Source organism: Halomonas tibetensis, from assembly GCF_042643535.1.
GTDB lineage: Bacteria > Pseudomonadota > Gammaproteobacteria > Pseudomonadales > Halomonadaceae > Halomonas > Halomonas tibetensis.
In genome coordinates this window covers 43,263-68,825 of the sequence record NZ_JBHRSQ010000010.1, presented here as the reverse complement: position 1 = coordinate 68,825, position 25,563 = coordinate 43,263, and the positions used below count along the sequence as shown (strand labels likewise).

Annotated in this window: 20 protein-coding genes; 13 read left to right on the top strand and 7 right to left on the bottom strand. The window is 65.5% G+C overall.

The genetic code is table 11. The features are described 5' to 3' along the window. Nucleotides 1–95: 95 nt before the first annotated feature. From ACFODV_RS08170 to ACFODV_RS08160, 3 genes are read left to right on the top strand one after another with little or no spacing between them, the layout of a single operon-like run. On the top strand, nucleotides 96–881 hold the full coding sequence (locus ACFODV_RS08170) for a GntR family transcriptional regulator (protein WP_379757430.1): 786 nt from the start codon (nucleotides 96–98) through the stop codon (nucleotides 879–881). Continuing rightward, nucleotides 878–2,782 carry a sensor histidine kinase gene (locus ACFODV_RS08165; protein ID WP_379757427.1) on the top strand — a complete coding sequence of 635 codons (1,905 nt, stop codon included), beginning with the start codon at nucleotides 878–880 and terminating at the stop codon, nucleotides 2,780–2,782. Before ACFODV_RS08170 ends, ACFODV_RS08165 begins: the two co-directional genes overlap by 4 nt. After that, nucleotides 2,775–4,157, top strand: coding sequence for a sigma-54-dependent transcriptional regulator (locus ACFODV_RS08160; RefSeq protein ID WP_379757424.1), 1,383 nt, complete (start codon nucleotides 2,775–2,777; stop codon nucleotides 4,155–4,157). The genes ACFODV_RS08165 and ACFODV_RS08160 overlap by 8 nt, the downstream gene beginning before the upstream one ends. On the opposite strand, the gene ACFODV_RS08155 is transcribed toward ACFODV_RS08160, so the two are convergent. The 3 genes from ACFODV_RS08155 to ACFODV_RS08145 form a co-directional block, all read right to left on the bottom strand. Beyond that, the gene (locus ACFODV_RS08155; protein WP_379757421.1) at nucleotides 4,133–4,804 is read right to left on the bottom strand and encodes a metal-dependent hydrolase; all 672 of its coding nucleotides are present in this window, start codon (nucleotides 4,802–4,804) and stop codon (nucleotides 4,133–4,135) included. The two genes, ACFODV_RS08160 and ACFODV_RS08155, sit on opposite strands and share 25 nt — an antisense overlap. 79 nt (nucleotides 4,805–4,883) lie before the next feature. Next, nucleotides 4,884–5,435, bottom strand: a complete 552-nt coding sequence (locus ACFODV_RS08150; RefSeq protein WP_379757418.1) for a gamma carbonic anhydrase family protein — start codon at nucleotides 5,433–5,435, stop codon at nucleotides 4,884–4,886. Between the two features lie 20 nt (nucleotides 5,436–5,455). Beyond that, the gene (locus ACFODV_RS08145; protein ID WP_379757415.1) at nucleotides 5,456–6,796 is read right to left on the bottom strand and encodes a sodium-dependent transporter; all 1,341 of its coding nucleotides are present in this window, start codon (nucleotides 6,794–6,796) and stop codon (nucleotides 5,456–5,458) included. A 161-nt stretch (nucleotides 6,797–6,957) separates the two neighbouring features. On the opposite strand from ACFODV_RS08145, the gene prlC reads away from it, so the two are divergent. The 5 genes from prlC (at nucleotide 6,958) to ACFODV_RS08120 (ending at nucleotide 14,617) form a co-directional block, all read left to right on the top strand. Then, on the top strand, nucleotides 6,958–9,006 hold the full coding sequence (prlC, locus tag ACFODV_RS08140) for an oligopeptidase A (RefSeq protein WP_379757412.1): 2,049 nt from the start codon (nucleotides 6,958–6,960) through the stop codon (nucleotides 9,004–9,006). Between the two features lie 60 nt (nucleotides 9,007–9,066). Then, a complete protein-coding gene (locus tag ACFODV_RS08135) occupies nucleotides 9,067–9,312 on the top strand; it encodes a YheV family putative zinc ribbon protein (RefSeq protein ID WP_379757409.1) in 246 nt (81 codons plus the stop codon). A 1-nt stretch (nucleotide 9,313) separates the two neighbouring features. Then, complete coding sequence (locus ACFODV_RS08130; RefSeq protein ID WP_379757406.1) at nucleotides 9,314–11,020, top strand: Na/Pi cotransporter family protein; 1,707 nt, start codon at nucleotides 9,314–9,316, stop codon at nucleotides 11,018–11,020. Nucleotides 11,021–11,339: 319 nt separating this feature from the next. Next, nucleotides 11,340–12,323: a TAXI family TRAP transporter solute-binding subunit gene (locus tag ACFODV_RS08125; RefSeq protein WP_379757403.1), complete on the top strand. Its 984-nt coding sequence runs from the start codon at nucleotides 11,340–11,342 to the stop codon at nucleotides 12,321–12,323. 92 nt (nucleotides 12,324–12,415) lie between these two features. Further along, on the top strand, nucleotides 12,416–14,617 hold the full coding sequence (locus ACFODV_RS08120; RefSeq protein WP_379757400.1) for a TRAP transporter permease: 2,202 nt from the start codon (nucleotides 12,416–12,418) through the stop codon (nucleotides 14,615–14,617). 89 nt (nucleotides 14,618–14,706) lie between these two features. On the opposite strand, the gene metF is transcribed toward ACFODV_RS08120, so the two are convergent. Further along, nucleotides 14,707–15,549: a methylenetetrahydrofolate reductase [NAD(P)H] gene (gene metF, locus ACFODV_RS08115; RefSeq protein ID WP_379757397.1), complete on the bottom strand. Its 843-nt coding sequence runs from the start codon at nucleotides 15,547–15,549 to the stop codon at nucleotides 14,707–14,709. A gap of 119 nt (nucleotides 15,550–15,668) precedes the next feature. On the opposite strand from metF, the gene ACFODV_RS08110 reads away from it, so the two are divergent. Then, nucleotides 15,669–16,604, top strand: a complete 936-nt coding sequence (locus ACFODV_RS08110; protein WP_379757394.1) for an AEC family transporter — start codon at nucleotides 15,669–15,671, stop codon at nucleotides 16,602–16,604. Between the two features lie 21 nt (nucleotides 16,605–16,625). Here the strand turns inward: ACFODV_RS08110 and ahcY are convergent, their stop codons facing one another. The 3 genes from ahcY to metK all read right to left on the bottom strand — a co-directional run bounded on the left by ahcY (nucleotide 16,626) and on the right by metK (nucleotide 21,119). Continuing rightward, nucleotides 16,626–18,035, bottom strand: a complete 1,410-nt coding sequence (gene ahcY / locus ACFODV_RS08105; RefSeq protein WP_379757391.1) for an adenosylhomocysteinase — start codon at nucleotides 18,033–18,035, stop codon at nucleotides 16,626–16,628. A gap of 79 nt (nucleotides 18,036–18,114) precedes the next feature. After that, entirely contained in the window at nucleotides 18,115–19,803 is a 1,689-nt protein-coding gene (gene ligB, locus ACFODV_RS08100; RefSeq protein ID WP_379757388.1) for an NAD-dependent DNA ligase LigB, read from the bottom strand. Nucleotides 19,804–19,898: 95 nt separating this feature from the next. Further along, nucleotides 19,899–21,119: a methionine adenosyltransferase gene (metK, locus tag ACFODV_RS08095; protein ID WP_379757385.1), complete on the bottom strand. Its 1,221-nt coding sequence runs from the start codon at nucleotides 21,117–21,119 to the stop codon at nucleotides 19,899–19,901. Nucleotides 21,120–21,348: 229 nt separating this feature from the next. Between metK and tkt the strand changes: the two genes are divergently transcribed. The 4 genes from tkt (at nucleotide 21,349) to ACFODV_RS08075 (ending at nucleotide 25,554) form a co-directional block, all read left to right on the top strand. Then, nucleotides 21,349–23,343 (top strand): transketolase, encoded by a 1,995-nt coding sequence (tkt, locus tag ACFODV_RS08090; RefSeq protein ID WP_379757382.1) that lies wholly within the window; start codon nucleotides 21,349–21,351, stop codon nucleotides 23,341–23,343. A gap of 7 nt (nucleotides 23,344–23,350) precedes the next feature. Beyond that, entirely contained in the window at nucleotides 23,351–23,710 is a 360-nt protein-coding gene (locus tag ACFODV_RS08085) for a CidA/LrgA family protein (RefSeq protein WP_379757379.1), read from the top strand. Next, entirely contained in the window at nucleotides 23,703–24,419 is a 717-nt protein-coding gene (locus ACFODV_RS08080; RefSeq protein WP_379757376.1) for an LrgB family protein, read from the top strand. Before ACFODV_RS08085 ends, ACFODV_RS08080 begins: the two co-directional genes overlap by 8 nt. Before the next feature lie 67 nt (nucleotides 24,420–24,486). After that, the gene (locus ACFODV_RS08075; RefSeq protein ID WP_379757373.1) at nucleotides 24,487–25,554 is read left to right on the top strand and encodes a type I glyceraldehyde-3-phosphate dehydrogenase; all 1,068 of its coding nucleotides are present in this window, start codon (nucleotides 24,487–24,489) and stop codon (nucleotides 25,552–25,554) included. Nucleotides 25,555–25,563: the final 9 nt, after the last annotated feature.

Genomic DNA, 25,563 nt, shown 5'->3' with positions numbered 1-25,563 from the left:
GCCACTAACAGAGAAGATAAAAGCCGAGAATATTGGTATTACCAATTTATTGACGTACTCTCTATATCAGCACCAGCAACTCGGAGTTATCTCCCATGGCCTATCAACCCTTACGCCAACCCCGCCTCGCCGACGTCATCACCGAACGCCTCGAGGCGATGATCCTCGAAGGCAGCCTCAAGCCTGGGCAGCGCCTGCCACCGGAACGGGAATTGGCTGAACAGTTCGGCGTCTCGCGCCCCTCACTGCGCGAAGCGATCCAGAAACTCTCCGCCCGCGGGTTATTGATAAGCCGACAGGGTGGCGGCACCTTTATTTCCGAGGCACTCACCAGCGGCTACAGCGACCCAATCCTTGAGATGCTATCTCGCCACGGCGAGTTCCACCTGGACCTGCTGGAATTTCGAGACGCCATGGAGGGCATCTCCGCCTACTACGCGGCGCTGCGTTCCACGCCCACCGATAGGGCATTGTTGATCAAGCGCTTCGAGGAACTGGACGCCTGCTTCAAGGGCAAGGATCCGGCGCGCGAGGCCAAGGCCGATGCCGCCTTCCATCTCGCCATCGCCGAAGCCGCCCACAACGTCCTGCTGCTACACACCATTCGTGGCATCTTTCATCTGCTGGAACGCAGCATTGTCGACAACCTGGCCCATCTGTTCGAAAAGAAGGACTCTCGCGGCCGGCTAATGGCCCAGCACCGCGCGCTGCTGGACGCCATCCTGGATGGGCGCGCCGAGGATGCACGGGACCGCGCCCACGAGCATCTGGTCTACGTGGAGGAAGGGCTGCTGGAGTTGGCGCGGGCCGAGACCCGCGCCCAGCGTGCCCTGCGCCGGGCTCAGGCCGTACCGCCCCCGCATCGGGAAAGCGCCTCGTGAGACGCGCACCACACTGGCGAGTCCTACTGCTGCTGGCTGCCCCCCTGGGGCTGGTGCTGGTCATGTGGCAGGCCGCCCAGGTGGCACGCGATCAGGCACTGCAGACGCTCCAGAAGGACGCCGAGAATGAGCTGCGCCTCTCGGCGGCGGGCCTGATTGGCCACCTCTCTCGCCACGACTACCTGCCGAAACTGCTCGCCACGCGAGAGGGAGTTCAGCGCTTCCTGTCATCGCCCCACTCTCAGGATGCGATGCCGCTCAACCTGCTGCTGGATCGTTTCCGGGTCACCGCCGACGTCTCGGACGTCTACCTGCTCGACCGTCATGCCGACACCCTGGCCGCCAGCAACTGGCATCGCCCCAACACCTTCATCGGCCAGAACTATGCCTTCCGAAGCTACTACAGCGATGCCATCGCCGGCGGCCAAGGGCGCTTCTATGGCTTGGGCGTGCAGTCGCTGGAGCGCGGCTACTACTTTTCATCACCGGTGTGGCTGGATGACACCCAGCCCGACTCAACCCCCGACGGGGTGATGGTGGTCAAGGTGCTACTCGACACGGTGGAGGAGAGTTGGGTCGGCCAGGACGCCGAGCTGCTGGTCACCGATGAGGACGACATCATCTTCATGGCCAGCCGAGCCGAGCTGCGTATGACCTCACTGCACCCGCTATCCGAGGCGGAACGCCAGGCCTTGCTGGCGACTCGCCGCTATGCCGATGAGCCCCTGACTTATTCCGGCATCGAGCTGCTGGAATATCGCGGCGAGCGCAGCCGACTGGTCAGCTTCAGCGACGGCCCCCTGGCCGGCCCGCGCTATCTTGCCCTCTCGCGGCCCATGACGGAGCTGGGCTGGGAAATGCAGATCCTCAAGCCGATCACGCCGGTACTGCAGGCCCAATGGGTCTCGGCACTGCTGGCCGGCGGCCTCTACGGCATCGTGCTGCTGGGCGGCGGCATCGGCTGGCAGCGACTGCGCCTGCGTAGGGAGCGAGAGGAATTCGCCGAGAGAGAGCGCCAGACCCTGGCCCACGCCCGGGACGAACTGGAACGCAACGTTGAACGTCGCACCCGGGATCTGGTGGAGACCAATCGCCGCCTCTCTGCCGAGATCGATGAGCGCCGGCGCGCCGAAGAGAGCCTGCGCCAGACCCGAGACGAACTGATCCAGGCCGCCAAGCTCGCCGTACTCGGCCAGCTCGCCGCCGGGATCAACCACGAGCTGAATCAGCCGCTGGCGGCGATCCGCGCCTACGCCGAGAACGCCCGCACCTTTCTCGAGCGCCAGCGCCTGGAGAGCGTCGATCTTAACCTTGCACAGATCGTCGAGCTGACCGCGCGGATGTCAGAGATCAGTGCCCAGCTGCGGCAGTTCTCTCGCAAAAGCGGCGAGACCCTTGCCGCCGTCTCCCCCATCGCCTGTTTCGACTACGCCCTGCGCCTCTTTCAGACACGACTTCGGGAAAACGGCGTGGCGGTAATACGCCGCTGGCCCAACGAGGAGCCTTGGGTAAGCGCCGACCTGGTGCGACTCGAGCAGGTATTGGTCAACCTGATCGACAATGCCCTGCAGGCCATGGCCGACGTCCCCGAAGCGCGCATGGAGGTCAGCATCACCGCTGAGGGGGATGAGGTGGTGTTGGGGGTAGCCGACAGCGGTCCGGGCATCCCAGATGCACATCTCAGGCGTATCTTCGAACCCTTTTACACCACCAAATCTCCCGGGAGGGGCCTGGGGCTGGGACTCTCGATCTCTTCGCGCATCATCGACGACCTGGGCGGCAGCCTGACCGCCGCCAATCGCCCAGAGGGCGGCGCCCTGTTTACCATTCGGCTGCCTCGGGACACCGGCCAGCGCAGCGCCGACGCCCAGACAAACGAGGAGATCTTCCCCCATGCATGAAATGGCGGCCATCCCAGTCATCATCATCGACGACGAGCCTCACTTGAGGATCTCCGCCGGGCAGACCCTGGAGCTAGCCGGCTATCGCCCCGAACCCTATGCCAGCGCGGAAGAAGCGCTGGCGGTCCTGGCCCCGGATTTCCCCGGCGTCGTGGTCAGCGATATCCGCATGCCCGGCATGGATGGCATGGCACTACTGCGCGAGGTGCGGCTGCGCGATCCGGACCTGCCGGTGATCCTGATCACCGGCCACGGCGACATTTCCACCGCGGTAGAGGCGATGCGCGAGGGCGCCTGGGACTTTCTCGAGAAGCCCTTCGCCGCCGAGCGGCTGATCGAGGTGGTCCGACGCGGCGTAGTGAAACGCCGCCTGAGCCTGGAGAACCGCGAGCTCAAAGCCGAACTGGAGGCTCAGCAGTCGGCACTCGGTCCGCGCCTAGTGGGGCGCACTCAGGCCATACAGCGCCTGGCCTCCATGGTGCAGCGAATCAGCCAGGTCGACGCCGACGTGCTGGTATTCGGTGAGACCGGCGCCGGCAAGGATCTGGTGGCTCGCGCCATCCATGAGCGTAGCCGCCGCGCCAGCCGCCCCTTCGTGGCCATCAACTGCGGCGCCGTGCCGGAGAGCACCATTGAATCGGAGCTGTTCGGCCACGAGAAGGGCGCCTTCACCGGCGCCGTAGAGCGGCGCATTGGCAAGTTCGAGTACGCCAACCACGGCACGGTGTTCCTCGACGAAATCGAATCGATGCCGCTTGCGCTGCAGGTCAAGCTGCTGCGCGTGCTGCAGGAGCGAAGCGTGGAGCGGCTCGGTTCCAACGTGCCCGTGCCGCTGGATATCCGAGTGATCGCCGCCACCAAGGTAGACCTCAAGGCTGCCGCCGAAACCGGTAGGTTCCGCGAGGACCTCTACTACCGCCTCAACGTGGTGACTCTGCCGGTCCCGCCCTTGCGCGAGCGTCGCGAAGACATTCCGCTACTTTTTCAACACTTCGCGGTAGTGGCAGCTAACCGCAGCGACCTGGAGGCCCCTCCTCTGGACGCCGCCGGCATCAGCGCCCTGCTGGCCCACGACTGGCCAGGTAACGTACGCGAGCTACGCAACCTGGCGGAGCGCTATGTCCTGCTCGGCGCCGCCTTCGACTACCGCCTGGAGGCCCTGCTCGAGGGAGCAGAGAGTGAGGCCGGTGAACTGGCCCTGCCCCAGCAGGTGGAACTGTTCGAAAAGAGCCTGATCGATCAGGCCCTGGCGCGACAGCGCGGCAGGGTCACCGAGGTAGCCGAACAGCTCGGCCTGCCCCGCAAGACCCTCTATGACAAGCTCAGAAAATACGGCCTGCGGGCCGAGGACTATCGCCAGAGTGCTGCCCCCTGAGCCAGCAGCGTCCACAGCGGCGCCAACGGGGGCAGCCAGGGCAGCAGGTTAACCGCCGCTAGCAACATCACCAGAGAGTTGCCCGGGGAGCGCCAGTCGAAGGGCTTGAGGGCGGTGCCGAAGGAACGCTTGATGCGCGCGCCGGTAAGATCGACGCTGTAGAGCTCATCCAGTGCCAGGTGGATAACAAAGCCAAGCGCCACTGCTACCCCGTGTGTCCAGGCCAGGGTGTCTGGCTGAGCGAACAGTCGCTGGCTGAGTCCCACGGTGATCAGGCCGCACAGCGAGGCCGCCAGCAACGAATGCCACAGGCCGCGATGCACGGTGAAGCGTGAAAAAAGCGCCCCGGCCAGATGGCGTACAGCGAGATAGATCGCCCCGCAGACCAACAGAAGGCCGCCGGTCTCGAGCCGCCCCTGAAGCAGCAGGGCGCCGGCCACTACCCCGGGCACTGCCAGCAGATTGAAGATCAGCCGGATGGCCTTCGAGCGGTCGGCGTCGATGTCGGGCAGAATGCCGCCGAAAGTCACCAGCGCCAGCACCGGCAGGGCCTCCCAGGCCGTCCAAAGACCCGCCTGCCAACCGCCATGGGCCAGCACGGCACCGCCGGCGGCGGCCACGCCAAGATGGGTGCGAAAGTCGGCCATGCCGGGGCGAGCCCTCAATATACTGGATAAATCTCCAGATTATCGCCCGCCATAGCAAGTAAAACAATGCGTTAGAGAATTATTCCCTCATTGCCGCCAGGTACTCGTCCTTGAGCTTGACGTAGTTGCCGGCGGTATAGGGAAAGAAGGCGCGCTCCTTCTCCTTGAGCGGGCGCAACGCCTTGGCCGGGTTACCGGCATAGACATGACCGCTCTCGAGGCGTTTGCCAGGGGTCACCACAGCGCCAGCAGCGATGATCACTTCGTCTTCTACTACGGCACCGTCCATCACGATGGCACCCATCCCCACCAGAATGCGGCTGCCCAGGGTGGCGCCGTGGAGAATCGCCCGGTGGCCGATGGTGACGTCATCGCCGATGGTCAGCGGGAAACCGCCAGGGCTAAAGTCGCTGGCGTGGGTGATGTGCAGCACGCAGCCATCCTGCACGCTCGTGCGCGCGCCGATCCGGATGCGGTGCATGTCGCCACGCACTACCGCCATGGGCCACACCGAGCTGTCGTCACCCAGCACCACATCACCCAGCACCAGGCTAGCGGTGTCTACGTAGACCCGCTCGCCAAGCTGTGGGGTGGTGCTCTTCCAGGGTCGGATCGCTGTCGTCTCGCTCATCATGAAATCCTCTCGTCGATTCAGATCAGGCCAGCCACCAATACTATCAGCGTCAGCGGAATGGCGACCCAGCGCACCAGCCTGCGCCACAGGGCGAAGCCCCAGGGGCCGACACCTAACGCGCCCCGCGCCGCCGCTTCGGGCATCACCCAGGCGGCGAAAATGGCAATCAGCAGGCCTCCCAGGGGCAGGAAGATCTCCGGCGGAATAGTGCTGACCAGTTCAAAGGCATTCATGCCGAACAGCGGGCGCCACTCGGCCAGGGTCGAGAAAGAGAGCACCGTGAGCAGGCCTACCAGCCACACGGCGAGCCCCACGATGGCGGCCGCGTAGCCGCGTTTGAGCCCCATTCCCTCCAGGGTCGCCACCATGGGTTCGGCAAGGTTGATCGACGAGGTCCAGGTGGCCAGCAGCAGTAGCAGGAAGAAGGCGCTGAGCCACAGCGCCCCCCAGGGCAGCTGGGCGAAGGCGATGGGCAAAGTGACAAACATCAGCCCCGGCCCCTCGCCCGGATCCATGCCCTGGGCGAACACCACCGAGAAGATGGCAATGCCGGCCAGCAGCGCCACCGCGACATCCAGCACCGCCACGGCAACGGCGGCCTTTGGCAGGCTCTGGTGGTCCGGCATATAGGCACCGTAGGCCATCAGCGCACAGGCGCCCACCGCCAGGGTAAAGAAGGCGTGGCCCATGGCATGCATTACTACCAGCGGCGTCACCGCCGAGATGTCAGGCATAAACAGCCATGCCAACGCCGGGCCGAAGCCCTCGGTGGTCGCGGCGTAACCGGCCAGCAGTAGCAGAAGCAGGTAGAGCAGCGGCATCAGCAGGTTATTGAGGCGCTCCAGCCCCTTGGAGACCCCGGCGGCCACCACCAGCATGGTCATGATCAGGAACAGCGTATGATTGAAGGCCATCCGTCCCGGATCTGCCAGGAAGGCGTCGAAGCCGGCACCGACCTCGGCGGGCGCGGCCCCCACGAAATTTCCGTTGATGGAGGCAACCAGAAACTCGATGGACCAGCCGGAGACCACCGAGTAAAAGGAAAGGATGCAGAACACCGTGAAGGCACCGAACAGCCCCAACCATCGCCAGTGGCGGCTGGCGCCAGCCTGGGTGGCCAGGTGTCCCAGCGATTGCATCGGGCTTCGCCGGCCGGCACGACCGATCATGATCTCTGCCATCATCACCGGCAAGCCAAGCAACAGGACGAAGCCGATGTACAGCAGCAGGAAGGCGGCGCCGCCGTTCTCGCCGGTGATGTAGGGAAAGCGCCAGATGTTGCCCAGCCCCACGGCAGCACCGGTCACCGCCAGGATGAAGGCGCGCCGCGTGCTCCACCGCTCAAGGGTCTCGTTCATCGTCAGCCTCCTGCCGGGCCATCGCGAAAGGCGGCAAGACTAGCAGGACCTTTGCCGCCGGCCAAACACGGCGCATTGAAACCCGAGCTCGTTGCCCGCATCTAACATTAACTGTCCATTCCCTCCTCCCCTTGATTCCCTATTCCCGACCTGAGGTGCCCATGTCCCGCAACCCCCTGCTCGAACCCCACCTGCTGCCCCCCTTCGACGCGATCCGTCCTGAACATGTGGTGCCGGCCATCGAAGAGCTGCTGACCGAGAATCGTACCGCCATCGAGGCGCTGGTAGCGCGCGCGGAAGCCGAGGCGCCTGACTGGGAAAGCCTGGCCTCGCCCCTGGAGTCCCTCAACGACCGCCTGGCCCGGGCCTGGTCGCCGGTTTCCCACCTCAACGGCACCATGAATAGCCCCGAGCTGCGCGATGCCTATCAGGCCTGCCTGAGCAAGCTCTCCGAATACAGCACCTGGCTGGGGCAGCACGAGGGACTTTTTCTCGCCTGGCAGGCTCTCAAGGAAGGCCCCGCCTGGGCAACGCTCGACGAGGGCCAGCGGCGCACGGTAGACAACACCCTGCGCGACTTCCGCCTGGCGGGGGTCGACCTGCCCGCGGAGAAGAAACAGCGCTACGGTGAGATCAAGTCGCGCCTCTCGGAGCTGGGCAATACCTTTTCCAACCAGCTGCTCGATGCCACCCAGGCCTGGCACCTTGACTTGGCTGACGAAAGCCGTCTGGCGGGCCTACCGGAGAGCGCACTTGCCGCTCTGCGCGCCAACGCCGACGCCAAGGGCCAGCCGGGGTACCGCATCACCCTGGACTTCCCGAGCTTCTTCCCGGTGATGACCTACGCCGAGGACCGCGAGCTGCGCCGCGAGGTTTATACTGCCTTCGTCACCCGCGCTTCCGACCAGGGTCCCCATGCCGGGCAGTACGACAACGCCCCGATCATGGAGGAGACCCTGGCCCTGCGCCGGGAGCTTGCCGAGCTGCTGGGCTTCGCCACCTACGCCGACTATTCTCTGGCCACCAAGATGGCCGACTCTCCTGCCCAGGCGCTCACGTTCCTCGAAGACCTTGCCGCACGCGCTCTGCCCCAGGCCCAGGAGGAGTACGCCGAGCTAGAGACCTATGCCCGCGACGAACTGGGCATGGCCGACCTCGCTCCCTGGGACGTAGGCTTCGCGAGCGAGAAGCTGCGCGAGGCGCTTCACGCCATTGCCCAGGAGCAGCTGCGTCCCTACTTTCCTGCCCCCCGAGTGGTGGACGGCCTCTTCCAGGTCGTGGAGCGTCTCTTCGGCGTCACCTTTGAGGAGGACGACCAGGCCCCGCGCTACCACAAGGACGTGCGTTTCTTTCGCATTCTCGAGCAGGGCGCGCCCATCGCCGGCTTCTATCTGGACCTCTACGCCCGTGAGGGCAAGCGCGGTGGCGCCTGGATGGACGAATGCCGGGTGCGCCGACTGGAAGGCAATGACCTTCAACTGCCGGTGGCCTACCTGACATGCAACTTCACCCGCCCGGTGGGCGAGCGTCCGGCCCTGCTGACCCATGACGAGGTCACCACCCTGTTCCACGAGTTCGGTCACGGCCTGCACCATATGCTGACCCGGCAGACCGTTGCCGATATCTCCGGCATCAACGGGGTGGCCTGGGACGCCGTGGAGCTGCCCAGCCAGTTCATGGAAAACTACTGCTGGGAGCGCGATGGGCTCGACCTGATTGCCAGCCACGTCGACAGCGGCGAACCGCTGCCCGGCGAGCTGCTCGAGAAGCTGCAGGCGGCCAAAAACTTCGAATCCGCCATGGGTATGGTGCGCCAGCTGGAGTTCTCGATCTTCGATCTGCGCCTTCACCACGAGCTGGCCGCCCCGACGGCGGCGGAGGTCCAAGCGCTGCTCGATGGCGTACGCGATACCATGTCGGTGGTACCTCGCGCAGACTTCAACCGCTTTCAGAACGGGTTCGGCCACATCTTCGCCGGCGGCTATGCAGCGGGCTACTACAGCTACAAGTGGGCCGAGGTGCTCTCCGCCGACGCCTGGAGCGCCTTCGAGGAAGCGGGTATCTTTGATCCCGAGACCGGGCGGCGCTTTCGCACCGAGATTCTCGAACAGGGCGGCGCCAGGGATGCCGCCGAGCTGTTCCGCGCCTTCCGCGGTCGCGAGCCCAGCGTCGAGCCGCTGCTTCGTCACAGCGGCATCCGTGCCGCCTGACCCGCCCACAATGCCTGCCCCCACGCCCCGGCCTGTCGCCGGGGCTAAACAGGAGCCATCATGGCCGTCCAGAAACGCTTTATCGCCGGCGCCATCTGCCCACGCTGCGCTGAGATGGACCGCATTCGCAGCTGGGAGCAGAACGGCATCCGCTACCGTGAGTGCGTGAGCTGCGATTTCTTCGAGCAGTTGCCCATCGAAGACGAGACCGCGCCGGAGCTCAACACCCGTGTCAACCAGCCCCGCGAGGAGCAAAGCCGCCAGGACATCCAGCCAGTGAAGATCCTCGACCCCAAGGCGCGTTGACATGACCCGCCAGGGAATGGCAACGGCGCTGCTGTCGCGGCGCCACCAGCTTGAAGGACTAGGGCTGGCGGCCGCGGCAGCTCTGTTGGTGGCTCGCCATGACCTCGCCACCCTGGCCGCCGGACTGGGGCTCTTCCTGTGGGGCATGACCCACCTTCAGGATGCCATCAAGCGCCTCTCCGGTGGCACCCTGGACCGCTGGCTACATACCGCCACTCTTCATCCTGTTCGCGCCATCGGCGTGGGGGCCACCGCCACCGCGCTGGTGCAATCCAGCTCTCTGGTCACCCTGCTCGCGCTTTCCTTCGTCGGCGCCGGGCTCGTGACCCTACCCGGTGCCATCGCCCTGTTGTTCGGGGCCAACCTCGGCACCACCACCGGCGCCTGGCTGATCGCCGCCTTTGGCCTACGCTTCGATCTCGCCCAGTTCGCCATGCCCCTTTTAGCCCTTGGGCTGCTCGGCTCCCGGGTGCTCAAGGACGGCCGTGCCGCGGCAGCCGGTGTCCTGCTGGGCATCGGCCTGCTGTTCCTGGGCATCGACTTCATGAAACTGGGCTTCGAGGCCTGGCAGGACGGTCTCTCCCTGGACGGCCTGGCCGGTGACAGCGTCTGGCACTGGCCGCTGTTCGTGCTGTTCGGCGTGGTGGCCACGGTGGTGATGCAGTCAAGCCACGCTACCCTGCTCATCACCCTGGCCGCCCTGGCCGGGGGCCAGCTCCCCTACCTCCCGGCCCTGGCCATTGCCATCGGCGCCAACGTCGGCACCACCGTCACCGCGGTACTGGGCGCGATGAGTGCCGGCGTCGCGGCGCGGCGACTGGCCGGGGCCCATGTGGTATTCAACCTGACCACCGCGGCGGTAGCGCTGGCGCTGCTGGTGCCGCTGGCATGGCTCGTAGACGAACTCGGAGAACTGATCGGCCTGGCGGCGGACGCCTGGCCGCTGAAGCTGGCGCTGTTTCATACCCTGTTCAACCTGCTTGGCATCATGCTGATGCTGCCGCTGATCCCGCGCCTGGCCGCTCGTCTGGAGCGGCTGTTTACCGAGCCCTCTAGGATTCCTCCGGCTGAGGCCAAGTACCTCAACACCACTGCCCTGCAACACGCCGATACCGCCCTTGCCGCCATGGAGCAGGAGTGCCAGCGGCTCAACCGTCGCGCCTATCACCTGCTCTGTGCGGCGATTCTGATGCCCAGCGGCGAGGTCATCGGCCACCCGCCCTCCCGGGAGGTGGTCAAGGCACGCATCGACCCGACCGCCTGGCCCATGGTCAATACTCGCTATCATGAGCAGATCAAACCGCTGATGGCGGAGATTCTCGCATTTTACGCTCGGCTCGACATGCCGCTCACCCCGGAGCAGGAAACCAGGCTTGAGACCCTTTATGCGCGCACCCTGCGCATGGTGGAGGCGGTGCGCTTCGGAGAAGTACTCCAGCGCAGCCTGATGCGCCATGCCGCCCCGGCCAGCCCCCTGCGCGATGCCCATGACGATATCCGCCTGGCCCTGGCCCAGGGCCTCAACCGCCTCGCCGCCGCGCCCGACTCGGCGGATATCACCTCGTCCATCGACGAGGTGCGCCAGCACTGGCAGCAGGCCCTGGCTGAACGCTTGCGACAGCATCGCCTCGATCCCTGGCTCGCCTCCTCGCTGATGAACGACCTGCACCAGGCCACTCGCCTGATGGGAGCCCTGTCCCCCTCCTGAGGCGATATGAGTGGCAGGCCGTGCGTGACTCGCTGTGCGTGACACGCCGTGCGGATATCCGCACATATCAAATCCACCTTGCGTGCGGACTTCCAGCCTGAGGCCGCGTCATCCGCTTCGACCTTCGTCGACCACGATAGCCACAAGCCACTGAAGTCATTGGCATTCCAGCCACATGGCCCAGCGCTTGCCATGTAGATCGTTGAATAGAGCGTACGCTCAACGACGGCGGGTTCAGGTAGAGCTGCCAGACTGAAACGGCATTTACCTGGCTTCTGCCCGGGCATCACCAACGATAACTAGCAACAGGAATCACGCCATGCGCTATCTCTCCACCAAATTGCTCGCCGGCACCGTCGCCGGCTCCCTGCTCGTCGCCGCGGCAGCCGCCCAGGCTGACCGCAGTGACTGGCCGGATAACTTCACCGTGGGCACCGCCAGTCAGGGCGGCACCTACTTCGTCTACGGCTCTGGCTGGGCCAACTTGATCTCCGATGAGCTGGATGTCTCCGGCGGCGGCGAGGTAACCGGCGGCCCGACCCAGAACCTGGCGCTGGTGCACACCGGGGATATCGCCCTGGGCCTGACGACCATGGGCCCGGCCGCCGAGGCCGCGGCCGGCCAGAGCCCGCTGGCGCCAGGTATCGCCATGGACAACGTCTGCGCGCTCTTCCCGATGTACGAGACCCCGTTCTCGATCACCGCGCTCTCCAGCTCCGGCATCACCAGCATTTCCGAGATTCCGGACGGCGCCCGCATCGGCTTCGGCCCGTCGGCCTCCACCTCCGACACCTACTTCCCGGCGATCCTGGAAGCGCTGGGCGTTGACTTCGAGCGCCGCAACGGTGGCTGGACCGACCTGGGTGGCCAGCTGCAGGACGGCCTGCTCGATGTCGTCGCCTTCGCCGCGGGCATCCCGATCCCGGCGGTCAGCCAGCTCGAGGTGCAGACCGACGTGAACATTATCGAGTTTACCGAGGAGGAGCAGGCTCAGGTGCTCGAGACCTTCCCGGTCGCGGCCTTCCAGATCCCCGCCAGCACCTACAACACCCTGGAAGAAGACGCCCGCGCCGTCTCCATGTGGAACTTCGCCATCGCCGGCTGCGACGTGTCGGAGAGCTTCGTCTACGAGGTGACCAAGCTCACCATGGAGAACAATGACAAGATGCGGAACGTCCACCGTAGCGCCGAGACCTCCATCCCGGAGAACATCGTGCACAACCGCGTGCTGCCCTTCCATCCGGGCGCCGTGCGCTGGTACGAGGAAAACGGTTACGAGATCGCCGACGATCTGAAGCTGTAAGCCAACCGACACCGTGAACCCCGCCCCGCGTCGTTATCCGGCGCGGGGCGGCATGCTTGCCGTCCCGACTCACACCCGAGGGTGAACCCCCCATGAGCAACTCTCCTGATACCCGTCCCGGGGCGTCCGAGGAGGCCATCGACCAGGCACCCGAGACCATTGCCGCGGGCGTCGACGAAGAGATCGTCGAGTCCAACCGGCGTCTCTACGTCGGCTGGCAGTGGCTGCTGTTCGCCGCCCTGGCCATCGCATATTCCAGCTTCCACCTGATCTCGCTCAACGTCTATCCGATGGAGACTTGGTCGTTTCGCATCGTGCACATCGCCGGTGCGCTGATACTCGGCTTCGCTCTCTACACTGGCACCCGCTTCGCCGGAGAAGGCAGTGTGAAACAGTCGCCGGCCTGGCTCGGCTGGATCAGCTACGCCCTGCTGATTCCCGCCGGCTACGCCCTCTTCCAAGTCTTCCGGATGCAGCAGATCATCAGTGGCGGAACGATGCGCGTCGACCCCGCCATCGAGGCCTGGCACTACGGCTATCCGCTGATCTTCGCCACCAGCGCCGCAATCCTGCTCTCCTGGGGATACCGCCAGGTGCGCGCGAAGCTCTCCCCTCCGGACCTTGTGCTGATGGTCAGCGCCCTGGCAGTGGCCGGCTACCTGATACTGATCTACGGGACCCCGCTGCGCGCCTCCACCGGCACCTCCTTCGCCCCCATAGGCATCTCCTATGCGGCGCTGGCCGGTTCGCTACTGATCCTCGAGCTGACCCGCCGCGTGGCCGGCATGGCGCTGGTGGTAATCTCGGCAATCTTCCTGCTCTACGTCTTCGCCGGCCCCTACCTGCCGGGCTTTCTCGGCTACCCGGGCCTATCGTTCAATCGCTTCTTTAGCCAGGTCTACACCGATGCGGGCATCCTTGGCCCGACCACCGCGGTCTCTTCGACCTACATCATCCTGTTCATCATCTTCGCTGCCTTCCTGCAGGCCTCCAAGGTAGGCGACTACTTCGTCAACTTCGCCTTCGCCGCCGCCGGCCGCGCACGTGGCGGCCCGGCCAAGGTCTCCATCTTCGCTTCGGGGCTGATGGGCATGATCAACGGCACCAGCGCCGGCAACGTGGTCTCCACCGGCTCGCTGACCATCCCACTGATGAAGAAGGTGGGCTATCCGGCCAAGAGCGCCGGGGCCATCGAGGCCGCTGCCTCTACCGGCGGGCAGATCATGCCGCCGATCATGGGCGCCGGCGCCTTCATCATGGCCGAGATCACCGGCATCCCTTACACCGACATCGCCGTGGCGGCGCTGATTCCGGCCATTCTCTATTTCCTCTCGGTCTACTGCATGGTGGACTTCGAGGCGGCCCGCAAGGGCATGCGCGGCATGCGCAAGGACGAGATCCCGCTGTTCTCGAAACTGGTCAAGCAGGTCTATCTGTTCGCGCCGATTATCATCCTGATCGCCGCCCTGTTCATGGGCTACTCGGTAATCCGCGCCGGCACCCTGGCCACCGCCTCAGCCGCCGTGGTGAGCTGGTTCTCGCCCAACAAGATGGGAATCGCGTCGATCCTCCGAGCGCTGCAGCTGGCCGGCACCATGGCGATCCAGATCATTGCCGTATGCGCCTGCGCCGGCCTGATCGTCGGCGTCATCTCGCTGACCGGTGTCGGCGCCCGCTTCTCTTCGCTGCTGCTCGGCCTGGCAGGCGTCAGCCAGCTGTTGGCGCTGATCTTCGCCATGTGCATCTCGATCCTCCTGGGAATGGGCATGCCCACCACTGCCGCCTACGCAGTGGCCGCCTCGGTGGTGGCCCCCGGCCTGATCAACATCGGCATCCAGCCGCTGGTGGCACACTTCTTCGTGTTCTACTTCGCAGTGGTCTCGGCGATTACCCCGCCGGTGGCCCTGGCCTCCTATGCCGCGGCGGGCATCTCGGGCGCCAACGCCATGGGCACCTCGGTGGCTTCGTTCAAGATCGGCCTGGCGGCTTTCATCGTGCCCTTCATGTTCTTCTATAGCCCGGCCATGCTGATGGAAGGCAGCTGGCCGCAGATCCTGCGGGTCGGCGTCACCGCCACTCTGGGCATCGTGCTGCTGTCGGGTACTGTCCAGGCGTGGTTCTTCGGTCCCGTCAAGGCATGGCAGCGCCTGGTGATGCTGGTCGGGGCCATCTTCATGATCTATGGCGGCATCTACACCGATGTGGCCGGCCTCGCCATCGGCGCCGCCCTCTTCCTGATGCAGCGCAAGCTGCACGGGGGTGGTAGCTCGCCCAGCACGGCCGCCTCCGGGTAGCTCTGGCGAACGACACCGACGAACGGCACCGACGAAAAGGGGCCCTGCCAGTCACTGGCAGGGCCCCTTTCCTATTGAGCGACGGGCGTTCAGCCGACAATATTATCCAGAATCTTCAGACTCGGCGCCGCCTGGTTAAGCGTATAGAAGTGCAACCCCGGTGCACCGCCGTCGAGCAGGCGCTGGCAGAGTCGCGAGATCACCTCTTCGCCGAAGGCCGAGATGGCCTCGCTGTCGTCGCCATAGGCCTCGAGCTGCTTGCGGATCCAGCGCGGGATCTCGGCACCGCAGGACTCAGAGAAGCGTGCCAGCTTGGCGTAGTTGGTGATCGGCATGATGCCAGGCACGATAGGCGCCTCGACCCCCAGAGCGCGGGCACGCTCAACGAAGTGAAAGTAGGCGTCGGCATTGAAGAAGTACTGGGTGATGGCCAGGTTGGCGCCGGCCTTCATCTTTCGGGCGAAGTTCTCCACATCGCGCTCGAGGCTAGGCGCCTGGGGGTGGGACTCCGGATAGGCGGCCACGGCGATCTCGAAGTGGTCCCCGGTCTCCTCGCGGATGAATTCCACCAGCTCGTTGGCATAGCGAAGCTCGCCGATGCCGCCCATGCCCGAGGGCAGGTCGCCGCGCAGGGCCACCAGGCTGTCGATGCCTTCCTCACGGTAGCGTGACAGCAGTTCGCGCAGCGGCTGTTTCTCGCTGCCGACACAGGAGAGGTGGGGCGCGGTGGTAATGCCCGCCTCGCGCACCTGGCGCACGGTGTTCAGGGTACGGTCCTGGGTGGAGCCACCGGCGCCATAGGTCACCGAAAAGAAACGCGGGGCACGTGCTGCCAGGGCATCGCGCACGCCGGCAAGCTTCTCCCGACCGGCGTCGGTGTTGGGCGGAAAGAACTCGAAGCTGACGCCAAGCGGATGTTCCTGGGTGCTCATCGGATGACCTCATGAAATCGTTGCATAATGGCGTCATTGTGACCCCTCGATGGCGGGGTCTCCAATGAAAGATCCGCAGTCCACCATCAATATGATTCACGTTGAACCGGGAGGCACCCATGCACGCCCTCGACCCCAGCGCCCTGATGGGCCCCCTGTGGACGCTGCTCGCCTATGTCGCCCTGGGCTGGCTGGCCGCTCGCCGGCTCGCCATCGACCCGCGCCCCATCGCCACCCTGCTGATCTACCTGATCGCTCCGCTGACCTTCTTCCGCGCTCTGACGCTGGGCGGCCCCACCCCGGATTACCTGCTCCTGACCCTGGCCGCTTTCCTGGTCGCGAGCCTCCTGGCGGTGGCGGTGCACCGCCTGACCCGGCGTAGCTTTGCTCCCCAGGAGAGGGCCCTGCTGGCGTTTTCGGCCGGCACCGGCAACACCGGCTACTTCGGACTGCCGGTCGCCATGGTACTACTGCCCCCGGAGGGAGTCACCCTCTACCTGTTCTGTGTGCTGGGCATCACCCTCTACGAGTTCACGGTAGGCTTCTATCTCTCCGCGAGAGGGCGGTTCTCGGTGGCCGAGAGCCTCGCCAAGATCGTGCGCCTGCCACTGATCTACGCCTTCCTGGCGGCGCTGGTGGTCAGCGGCCTGGGCCTGACGGTGCCGGCGGCGGCCATGGAGGGGCTGTCGGTATTTCCGGCCACCTACACCCTGCTGGGCATGATGATCATCGGCATGACGCTGGGCCGGGTGAGTCTCAGGGAGGTGGATGGCCGTTTCATCGGCGCCTGCGTGGCGGTGCGCTGCGTGGCCTGGCCCCTGCTGGCGCTGGCCGCAGTGCTGGGGCTGCAGGGGCTGGTCCCGCTGTCGCCGGAGTTGGCCATGGCCATCCTGCTGCTGGGCGTGGTGCCCATGGCCGCCAACGTGGTGGTGGTGGCCATGGAACTCGGCATCACCCCCGCCAAGGGGGCGCAGGCGGTGTTGCTGACCACCCTGGCGGCACCGCTGCTGATCCCGCTCTACCTGACGCTGATGACGCGGCTGGCTGGGCTGTGACCAGGGCGGTGATCAGTAAAATCAGTAACGGTAGCTGTCGGGCTTGAAGGGGCCATAGGCCGGTACGCCGGTGTAGGTCTCCTGGGCAGGGGTAAGGCGGGTGATCACTCCGCCGAAGCCCTCTACCATGTAGCGGGCCACCTCCTCGTCCAGGTGACGCGGCAGCACCGTCACGCCCAGCCCCTCGCGCTTCTTGTCCTCCGGCAGGTCGGCGAAGCGCCCCTGGTAGAGATGCATCTGCGCGAGCACCTGGTTGGCGAAGGAGCCGTCCATCACCCGGGAGGGGTGGCCGGTAGCGTTGCCCAGATTCACCAGCCGCCCCTCGGAGAGCAGGATCAGGTAGTCGCGGCTGGCCGGGTCGAAGTCACCTGGCTTGCTGTCGCGGTAGACCTTATGCACCTGGGGCTTGACCTCCTCCCAGTGCCACTGGCGGCGCATGTACACGGTGTCGATCTCGCTGTCGAAGTGGCCAATATTGCAGACCACGGCACCCGGCTTGAGCGACTCGAGCATGGGCGCATCGCAGGCGTCGATGTTGCCGGTACAGGTCACCACCAGGTCGATCCGGCCGAGCAGCGCTCGATCGATGCTGGCCTGACCGCGGTTGATGCCGCCCACGTAGGGGGAGACCACCTCGAAGCCGTCCATGCAGGCCTGCATGGCACAGATCGGATCGACCTCCGCCACCTTGACGATCATGCCCTCCTGGCGCAGCGAGGCAGACGAGCCCTTGCCCACGTCGCCGTAGCCCACCACCAGCGCCTGCTTGCCGGACAGCAGGTGGTCGGTGCCGCGCTTGATGGCATCGGACAGCGAATGGCGACAGCCGTACTTGTTGTCATTCTTCGACTTGGTGACGGCATCGTTGACGTTGATGGCCGGCACCCGGAGCAAGCCATCGCGCAGCATCTCCTCCAGCCGGTGAACCCCGGTGGTGGTCTCCTCGCTGATGCCGTGGACGGCATCGAGGAGCTCCGGGCGCTTGTCGTGCAGCAGGGCGGTCAGGTCTCCGCCGTCATCCAGCACCAGATTGGGTGCCCAGCGATCGGGGCCCGCCACGGTCTGCTCGATGCACCACCAGAATTCCTCTTCGCTCTCGCCCTTCCAGGCAAACACCGGGATGCCGGCGGCGGCAATGGCCGCGGCGGCGTGATCCTGGGTGGAAAAGATATTGCAGGACGACCAGCGCACCGAAGCGCCCAGGTCGATGAGCGTCTCGATGAGCACCGCCGTCTGGATCGTCATGTGGATGCAGCCAGCAATGCGAGCGCCCGCCAGAGGCTGCTGCTCGCGATACTTCGCGCGGATCGTCATCAGCGCTGGCATCTCGGTCTCGGCGATGCGGATCTCGCGGCGCCCCCACTCGGCCAGAGAAAGATCGGCCACCCGGAAGTCCTGATGCGTCGGCGTGGTAACGGCGGGCTGGTTCATGGATCACCTCTTCGCAGTGAAAAAACATGCCCTTCACTATAGGCCCCATCCCGCACCGACCGCCAAATCGGCCCCTCCTTCAGGGAATAAACCCCTCCACGCCGGCATTCGCCAGCCGTGCCGCCAGGTGATTCACTTCACGATCGGTGAAGAAGGCTCTCAGTGCCCGCGCCCGCACCGGCCCGATACCAGGCTCCCGTGCCCATTCGTCCACCGAACGTGCCGCCATCGCGGCCCAGCCTGCCGGTAGCGCGGACGCCACGCCGGGCGGGGCTCCCAGGGCCTGTAGCCAGCGAGGAAAAGTTCGGGCCCGCGCTGCCGTGAAAGCGGCCATCAGCTCTGCCGCGCGCACCGGACCGATGCCATGAGCCGCCTTAAGATCCGACGCGTCCAGGCGCATCCAGTCTAGCAGCCCATCGATCTTCCCTGCCCGAACAAGGGCCCGCCAGGTCCCGGGCCCCAGTCCTGACAGGCTCAGGGCTTCGGGGCCCGAGAGCCAGACAAGGCGCTCCAGGAACTGTTCCTCACACCCGGGCGCCAAACGCAGACAGCTCAGGGCGTGGTACTCGGAAGGATCAGGAACGACGAGTGGCTCCCGCGTCTCGGCCTGCCATGCCACGTCCCGCAGCTGCGGAATCGTCAGCCCCGCCAGGGCGATCACCACGTGATCACCGGGACGAATGTCATGGACACGCCACTGGTCCAGGGAGCCCAGCGACACGCGCCGAATGGTGCGTCCCTCCAGCGCCACCGGGAACAGCTGCAGTACCGGCGTCACTCTCCCACTGCGTCCGATCCGGAAGACCACACCGCGCACCTCGGCAAGCGCCTCCCGGGCGGGATGCTTCCAGGCCACCGCCCAGTCGGGCGGCTCGGCGCGCCAGGCTTCCCCGGTCGGGCGCGAGGCCTGGCGCAGCACCACGCCGTCGGTGGCAAATGGCTGGGGCTCGTGAAAGAGCGCCTCGCGATAGCGGGCCACCTCGGTGATATCGGCCACCGGAAGGCTCCATTCTGCGGTATCGGCAAAACCCAATCGCGCCAGCGTGGCCAGCCGCTCGGTCATCTCCTCGGGGCCGTCGGGCCAATCCCAGATAAAGAGTCCAATGTCGGCCACTGCCGCAGGATCCAGTGCCTCCCGAGCCATCAGGCCGCTCACTCTGGCACGGGCGCCTGCATTGCCCTCGTCCGCCTGTACGTGCCCGTCGAAGCGCCAATATAGCTCACCTTGCATCACCGCCTGTCGCGCCTCGGGAAGTCGCGTCGGCACACCGGGGAGCTGCTGGACCCGGCGGGTCCAGTCCTGCCCGCTGACGCCATCGCCACGGCTGATGGCCCGCACCAGTTCGCCTCGCTCATACACCAGCGTCACTGCCACGCCGTCGACCTTGGGCTGAATCCAGACGTCGTGGCGACGTAGCAACCAGCGCTCCACCGCCGAGCGGTCGGGCAGCTTGGCAAGCCCGGTCTGGGGCAAGGGGTGCGCGGCTTCACCGCCCGAGTGCCTCGGCACCGGCAGCGCGGGCACCCGCTCGGGGTAACAGCGCCGCCAGTGCGCAAGCCTTGTTCGAGCCTGGTCGTAGACGTCATCACTGACCAACGACTCACCGCGACGGTAGTAGGCCTCATCCCACTCGGCGAGGCGTTCAACCAGTGTTTTCACCGCCGCCGCAGCGGGTGGGGCCGGGCAAGGCTCGGCAAAGGCGGACGTCAGGAAAATAGGCAGGAAGGCGGCCAGCCACAGCAGGCCGACGAGGAGACGCTGGCGCATGGGCGGCCCCGCTTGGCGAGAAACTTGATCTCACCATAGCAACAAGCCCCGCGCGGCGATGCCGGCGGGGCCTGTCATCTGGCGTAGGCGCTGGCTTACAAACCGGCGGCCTGGCGCAGAGCGTTGGCGCGATCCGTCTTCTCCCACGGGAAGGCGGTGAAGGTCTCGGTATGCTCCTCTCCCTGGGCATCGACCCAGGTATAGGAGGTCTCGAAGGGCTCGCGGCCAAAGTGGCCATAGGCGGCGGTGAGCCGGTACATGGGATGCAGCAGGTCGAGCATGCGGGTGATGGCATGGGGTCGCAGGTCGAAATGCTCGCGCACCAGTTCGATGATGCGTGCGTCATCGATCTTGCCGGTGCCAAAGGTATTGATCGAGACCGAGGTGGGCTCGGCCACGCCGATGGCATAGGAGACCTGAATCTCGCACTTCTCGACCAGTCCCGCGGCGACGAGGTTCTTGGCCACATAGCGACCGGCGTAGGCGGCGCTGCGATCCACCTTGGAGGGGTCCTTGCCGGAGAAGGCACCGCCGCCGTGGCGCGCCATGCCACCGTAGGTGTCGACAATGATCTTGCGCCCGGTCAGGCCGCAGTCGCCCACCGGACCGCCGATAACGAACTTGCCGGTGGGGTTGATGTGGTAGCGGGTGGTCTCGGTGAGCCACTCGGCAGGGATCACCTGCTCGATGATCTCGCGCTTGACCATCTTGCGCAGCTCATCCTGGTCGATGTCCGGGTCATGCTGGGTGGAGAGCACAATGGCGTCCACCGCGCAGGGCTTGCCCTGTTCGTCATAGCGGAAGGTAACCTGGCTCTTGGCATCCGGGCGCAGCCAGGGCAGCAGGCCGTGCTTGCGCAGCTCCGCCTGACGCTCCACCAGCCGATGGGCATAGTGGATCGGCGCCGGCATGTAGCTTTCGGTCTCATTGGTGGCATAGCCGAACATCAACCCCTGGTCGCCGGCGCCCTGATCTTCGGGCTGGCTGCGGTCGACGCCCTGAGCGATGTCCACGCTCTGCTTGCCGATCAGGTTGAGCACGCCGCAGGTCTCGCCGTCGAAGCCCACGTCGGAGGAGGTGTAGCCGATATCGAGAATCACCTGGCGCACCAGCTCCTCAAGGTCGACCCAGGCCGAGGTGCTGATCTCGCCGGCGACGATGGCCACGCCGGTCTTGACCAGAGTCTCACAGGCTACCCGCGCATTCTTGTCCCGGGCGATGATGGCGTCGAGCACCGCGTCTGAGATCTGGTCGGCAATCTTGTCCGGATGGCCCTCTGAGACGGATTCGGAGGTAAACAGGGAGTATTCGCTCATGGCGTCCTCGACCGTATGTGAAGCAGTCTTTTAGGGGACAAGAGTCTACACGCTGGGGAATGGCAGGGCACCCACGATTTGATGCCGGGCGTCAAGTCGGCGACAATGTGGGACCGAATTCCACCGCGCCGCGCGCGTCTCGCGGCGACTTACCCATCAAGACTACATGCCTCGCTGTCCCCCGGCGGTGGCTGTGAACCTTATTCCGCCGCAGGCGAGGAGCTATCCAATGCCGTCTCGATTCGAACTGGCCAATGCCATTCGCGCCCTCTCAATGGATGCCGTCCAGAAGGCCAAGTCAGGCCATCCCGGCGCGCCCATGGGCATGGCTGATATCGCCGAGGTGCTGTGGAACGACTATCTCAAGCACAACCCGACAGACCCCAAGTGGGCCGACCGAGACCGCTTTGTGCTCTCCAACGGTCATGGCTCCATGCTGCTTTACTCCCTGTTGCATCTCACTGGCTACGAGCTGGGCCTTGAGGAACTGCAGAATTTCCGGCAGCTGCATGCCAAGACCGCTGGCCACCCCGAATTCGGCTTCGCCCCGGGCATCGAAACCACCACCGGACCACTGGGCCAGGGCCTGGCCAACGCCGTGGGCATGGCCCTGGCGGAGCGCACGCTGGCGGCCCAGTTCAACCGCCCGGGTCACACCATCGTCGACCACACCACATGGTGTTTCGTGGGTGACGGCTGCCTGATGGAAGGCATCTCCCATGAAGTCTCTTCGCTGGCGGGCACCCAGCAGCTCGGCAAGCTCATCACCTTCTACGACGACAACGGCATCTCCATCGACGGCGAGGTGGAAGGCTGGTTCACCGATGATACCGCCAAGCGCTTCGAGGCCTATGGCTGGCACGTGGTACCCAACGTCGATGGGCACAAGCCCGAAGAGATCAAGGCTGCCATCGAATTGGCGAAGAGCCAAGACGACAAGCCGAGCCTGATCATCTGCAAGACCATTATCGGTTTCGGTTCGCCCAACAAGCAGGGCAAGGAAGATTGCCACGGCGCTCCGCTGGGCGAAGAAGAAGTCGCCCTGGCCCGCAAGCAGCTCGACTGGCCCCACGCGCCCTTCAACATCCCCGAGCCGATCTACCAGGGCTGGGACGCCCGCGAACAGGGACAGGCCGCCCAAAGCGAGTGGCAGGCACGTTTCGACCGCTATGCTGACGCGCACCCCGAACTGGCCCGCGAGTTCCAGCGCCGCATGAAGGGCAAGTTGCCAACGCCCCTCTCCAGCGAGGCAATGCTCGAGAAAGCCCAGCAGGCCGGCGACTCCATCGCCAGCCGCAAGGCTTCTCTCAACTGCCTCAACGAGCTGGGTCCGCAGCTGCCCGAACTGCTCGGCGGCAGCGCCGACCTTGCCCCCTCCAACCTGACTTTCTGGAACGGCGCCAGCGCCATCACCCCGGAGACCCCGGAAGGTAACTACCTGCACTACGGCGTGCGGGAGTTCGGCATGGGCGCGATCATGAACGGCATCGCCCTGCACGGCGGCTTCATTCCCTACGGCGCCACCTTCCTGATCTTCATGGAGTACATGCGCAACGCCGTGCGCATGGCGGCACTGATGGGCAAGCGCGCCATCTACGTCTTTACCCACGACTCCATCGGCCTGGGCGAGGACGGCCCCACCCACCAGCCGATCGAACAGCTGACCAGCCTGCGTTCCACGCCCAACCTGGCCACCTGGCGCCCCTGCGACGCCACCGAAACCGCCGCTGCCTGGGATGCCGCCCTCAAGCGCAATTCCGGCCCCTCCGCCCTGGTGCTGTCGCGACAGAACCTGCCTCACCAGTCGCGCACAAAGCAGCAGCTGGCCAACATCCAGCGAGGCGCCTACGTGCTGCGCGACTGCGAGGGCACGCCAGAGCTGATCCTCATTGCCACCGGCTCCGAGGTCGGACTGGCCATGGACGCCGCCACCGAGTTGGAACAGTCGGGGCATGCGGTGCGAGTCGTCTCCATGCCTTCGGCCTTCCGCTTCGATGGTCAGGAAATCGAATATCGCGAGAAGGTGCTGCCAAGCGACGTCACCAAGCGCGTCGCCGTCGAAGCCAGCCACCGTGACTACTGGTACAAGTACGTGGGACTCGAGGGACGCATCATCGGCATGAGCACCTACGGCGAGTCCGCCCCGGCCGGGGATCTGTTCAAGCACTTCGGCTTTACCGTGGAAAACGTGGTCAAGCAGGCCACAGAGCTGCTCGAGGGCTGAGCCTGGAGTGGCCGTACTGCGCGGTTTCCTCTGGCTGCTGGGCTTTCTACTGCTCGGCGATGCCCTGGTGACTCTCGCCGGCCTGCCGGTCTCCGCGGGGGTTGTCGGCATGCTGCTGCTCACTGCCTGGCTGATGATGCGCGGCACGGTATCGGCCGAGATCGCCGCCGCCGCCCAGCCCCTGATCGGCGTGCTGGCCATGCTGATCATGCCCGGCGTGGTGGGGATCTTCTTTATCTTCGACACCCTGGCCGGCCAGTGGCTGGCGATCCTCGCCGCCCTGGTGGGTGGCACTTTGCTCAGTGTCTTTACCACCCTGTGGCTGATGCGCCGACTGATGGGCAAGGAAGGCCTCGACCGTGAGTGAGCTCCTTGACCACCTGCTGGCCACTCCGCTGCTGGCCATCGCCCTGACCCTGGCCGCCTACTTTGCCGGTGACCGACTGTTCCGCCTGGTGGGAGCCCCCGCCTGGTGCCCGCCGATCCTGGTAGCCGCCCTGCTGCTGGCCGGCGTGCTGGCGCTGCTGGGCATCGACTACTCCGACTATCGGGAGGGCGCCGGCTGGCTCATGCTCCTGCTGGGGCCAGCCACCGTGGCACTGGGGCTGCCCCTCTATCAGCAGATGGGCCACATCCGCGCCATGTGGCGTCCGTTGCTGGTTTGTCTGCCGATTTCCGCGCTGATGGCGGCGTTCTACGCGGTGGGCATCGCCTGGCTGCTGAACGCACCGCTGGAGACCCTCGCCTCGCTGGCGCCCAAGTCGGTGACTGCCCCTATCGCCATCGGCATCACCGAGCAGCTCGGCGGCTCCGTGTCGCTGATGATGGGTGGCCTGCTGCTCACCGGCGTGGCGACGATCGGCTTCGTCGACGTGGTCGCCCGCTGGCTTAAGATTCGCGACCCGCGCCTCCTCGGCCTGGCGCTGGGCATCAACGGCCACGCCCTGGGTACGGTGCGCGCCTTCGAAATCGGCCCCACCGCCGGCGCCTTCGCTTCCCTGGGCATGAGCCTGACCGGCATCCTTACCGCCCTGCTGCTGCCGCTGGCCTGGAAGCTGCCGGGACTCGTCGGCTGAAGTGCGCTAAAATCCCGCCTTTCGTTTCTTTCGTGATATCCCGAGACTTGGAGCCCCCGCCACCGCCATGGCCCACCGCATCGCCATCAATGGTTACGGCCGCATCGGCCAGTGCGTGCTACGCGCCCTGATTGAGCAACACAGAGCCGAGCAGCAGAGAGCCAAGCCGGTCCTTGAAATCGTCGCGATCAACGAGCTTTCCGACCTCGCCACCATCGACTACCTGACCCGCTACGACACCACCCACGGCCGCTTCCCGGCAACGGTAGAGAGAAACGGTGAGGGCCTATGCATCGATGGCCGATCGATCCGTGTGCTCTCCGAGCCCGACCCGGACCGCCTGCCCTGGCGCGAGCTCGGCGTCGACCTGGTATTGGAGTGTTCCGGCAGTTTCAAGGATCGCAGCACCGCCGAGCGCCATCTGGCGGCCGGTGCCGGCCGCCTGCTCTTCTCCCAGCCGGCGGAGAGCAACGTTGATGCGACCATCGTTACCGGCATCAACGACCATGAGCTCGCTCCCTGGCAGCGCATCCTCTCGGCGGCATCGTGTACTACCAACTGTCTGGTGCCCGTGCTCACCGTGCTCGACGATGCCCTGGGTATCGAGAACGGCGTCACTACGACCATTCACTCGGCGATGAACGACCAGCCGGTGATCGACGCCTACCATCAAACCGACCTGCGCCTGACCCGTTCGGCGATGCATTCCATCGTGCCGGTGGACACAGGCTTGGCGCTAGGCATCAATCGCCTGATGCCGCACCTGGCCGGGCGCTTCGAGTGTCTGCATGTGCGGGTGCCAACCATCAACGTCTCGGCCATGGATATCGCCATCACGGTTCGCCGCGACACGACCACCGCCGAGGTCAACGCCCTGCTGGCCGAAGCCAGCCGCGGAAGACTAGCGGGACTGCTTGGCTACACAGCAGAACCGGTGGCCTCGGTCGACTTCAACCATGATCCGCGCTCCGGTATCGTGGATGCCACTCAGACCCGTGTAGCTGGCGGTCGCCTGATCAAACTGCTGTGCTGGTTCGACAACGAATGGGGCTTCACCAGCCGCATGCTCGACGTCAGCCGGCGGTTGGCCGACATGCCCCTCGAGAATCCTGTCCCCCTTCCGGTTTCCAGATGAGGACCACGT